This window comes from Nonomuraea antri (genome assembly GCF_013283785.1).
In the GTDB taxonomy this organism is placed as follows: domain Bacteria; phylum Actinomycetota; class Actinomycetes; order Streptosporangiales; family Streptosporangiaceae; genus Nonomuraea; species Nonomuraea antri.
On sequence record NZ_JABCPZ010000476.1, the window covers coordinates 1 to 2,585 of the forward strand.

Annotated in this window: 3 protein-coding genes; all 3 read right to left on the bottom strand. The window is 70.6% G+C overall.

From position 1 onward, the window contains the following. Positions 1–515 (bottom strand): hypothetical protein (locus HII36_RS54600; RefSeq protein ID WP_173531283.1); only part of this gene is annotated, 515 nt, incomplete at its 3' end. 142 nt (positions 516–657) lie between these two features. Further along, positions 658–1,128 carry a hypothetical protein gene (locus tag HII36_RS54605; RefSeq protein WP_173531284.1) on the bottom strand — a complete coding sequence of 157 codons (471 nt, stop codon included), beginning with the start codon at positions 1,126–1,128 and terminating at the stop codon, positions 658–660. A gap of 211 nt (positions 1,129–1,339) precedes the next feature. Then, entirely contained in the window at positions 1,340–2,344 is a 1,005-nt protein-coding gene (locus HII36_RS54610; protein ID WP_173531285.1) for a DUF932 domain-containing protein, read from the bottom strand. Positions 2,345–2,585 lie beyond the last annotated feature (241 nt).

Genomic DNA, 2,585 nt, shown 5'->3' on the forward strand with positions numbered 1-2,585 from the left:
GGCAGGCCCGAAGCGGGAACGTCACCGTCGTCGCCCGGCTCGGTCGCGAGGTGCAGGGTCAGGAGCTGGCCGCTTATGGCGAGGAAGTCGCGGGCGGCAAGACGCGATGCGTGAGCGAGGGCGTGATCGAACAACGTCCCCGGCTGCGCAGCCGGGGCCTCCCCGGTCAAGTAATGGCGGGCCCACGAGCGCACCCGCCGCACCGCATGATCACAGGTCAGCCTCTTACCGGTGATCTCCGCTTCCACCAGATCCCACCAGGCGCGGGACGCCTGAGTGAGCGCGGCGGCGAACATCTGCTCACCGGTCAGGCGCTGGCCGTTGTGCAAGGCGAACGCCGCCTCGGCCGCCGCCGCGTAGTACGCGTGACGAGCGCAGGTGATCTTCTCGGCGGTCAGCTCATCCAACGAGCGCCGCGCCTGCTCGGCGCAGGCGTGGCCGACCCCCGAGGCGGGGTCGACACCGTCCGGGCTGCCGGTCGGGGGCAGGGGGCCGGGCTGGCTGCGGTCCTTCATGATGCGGTTTCCTTCCGTCGGGTGACATCGGCCGGTGAGCATGAGGATGAGGAGCTGTGGGGCCGCCTATCTGGCGGCGTGAGGCTCGGCCCGGGCCGCCCGGCCGGTGTCACCGAGCCGGGCGCGGGTGGCGGGCCGCCGGTCAGGGCCGGTAGACCGTGGCCGGGATTCCCTGCTCGGCACCAGCTGGCGATGCGGCAGCGGTGATCCCCTCGGCCGGACGGACTCCTGGCGCGGGTGGCGGGGTGAGGGCGTCGGCGAGCTTCTCGGTCGCGTCCAGGAAGGCACGTGCGCCGCCTCTGCGGGACTCGGCCATCGCCAGCGTGAACAGGCCGCCGTTGGTGACCGGGCGGGCGTTGATCAGTGACTCTCGTGCCCATTGCCGCACGGTCAGCAGCGCGGTCGCGCCGTCGAGAGTTTCCTCACGGCCGTGGGTGAGGTCGGTGACCTGCTGCCACCACGACACCCGCTGGTAGGCGTAGGCGATGCGGCCCAGGTCCTTGCCGTGCAACGTCCCCCCATCGTCGAGACAGACGATGCGGTTGAGGGCCTCGCTGAGTTCCCAGCGGGCGGCGTTGAGGTAGTGGATGACGAGGTCTTCGAGTCGTCCCATCGAGATCTTCCTTCAGTAGCGGGTGACGGGGTGGGCGTCCGGTTCCGAAGCGGGCCCGGGTGCGGGTAGGGCGTGGGGTGTAGGGCGCGACGGACACAGCCCTGGTGGGGGGCCGGTCCATAGGTGCGGGCTTTGGTAGGGCCCGTGTAGGGGTGTGGCATCCCCGGGTGGCCGGTACGGCCCCATGGCGGGGCCGTACCGGATGGCCTGCTCAGGCGGTGGCCAGCAGCCGGAACGCGCGGGCTTTGATCTTGGCGTTGTCATGGTCGTCGAGCAGAGCCCGCTCCGCCCGGACGGTCGCCACGTCGCGGCTGCCGAACACCGGGCTCTTGTGATCCAGCCGCTCGGTCACCGCGTTGTAGGCGGCCCAGCGCGTGTTGCGGATCGGCTCCTGCGTCGGGGCGGTGGTGAACAGGTACTCCAGCTCCCGCATCGTCAGATCGTGGTTGCGCCGGGCCAGCTCCTTCGCGTCGGCCGGGAGCGGGTGCAGGCGGGCGGTGAACTGACGGAACTCCTTCACCTCCATCGCCACCGCGAGGAGCTTCTCGGCCTCGGCCGCGAACGCTTCGCCGTGCTTCCACGTCAGCTTCAGCGCCTCACGCGCCTCGGCGATTCGCCCGGCGACGTTGCCGGTATGGCGGACGGTGAACTTCGAGGCGTGGTTGGCCAACGCCGCCCGTTCGGTGTTGGCGCACACCACCCGGACCGGGGTGGCCACGGTGACGAACGAGCCCCACCCGTCATGCCGTGAGAACGCCGCCAGGTAGAGGTCGACCTGGTCGAACCCGCCGACCATGAGCGGCTCGGGAAGGCGCATGGTGACGAACACCCGCCGCCCGCCGTTCAGCGACCCGCCCGTGTCGAATACCGCCCCGGACTCATCCACCAGTGTCTGCAGGAACGCGGTCACGTCCTCGTTCTGCAGAACCTGGTAGTCACGCCCGACCCGGCCGAGACGTTCGGGCTGTCCGGTGACGGGGTTGGTGCGCACGACCAGGAAGTCCTCGTCCGTGACGACCGGCAGGCCGGTGACGGGGTCGGTCACCTGACCGACCGGCACCTTACGCACGTTCCACCCGGCGAGGTGGGCGTTGGCCAGGAGTTCCTCGGCGGTCATCGGGCCGAATGCGGTGTAGCCGAGCCCGTGCCAGCCCGGCTTACCGGCGGCGGCGAACCCGGCCGAACCATTGGCGAACATCTCGATTTCGTGAGCCATGACAGCGCCTTCCTGAGGTGTGGTTTCGATGTGCGGGCAGGCGAAACAGACGCGGTGCCGCGTTAGGTGTGGTTGGGGGGTCCGGCCCCTGCGGGCCGGTGTACCGGTGGTCAGCGGGTGACAGGGCGTGCCTGTCCGGCGCGGGGGCCGGGTGCTCTAGGTGTGTGACGGTGGGGGCGGTCCCCGATACGGGGATGGGTTGCGGGTGTCCCGGCCGCTACAGGGCCGGGACACCCGCAAC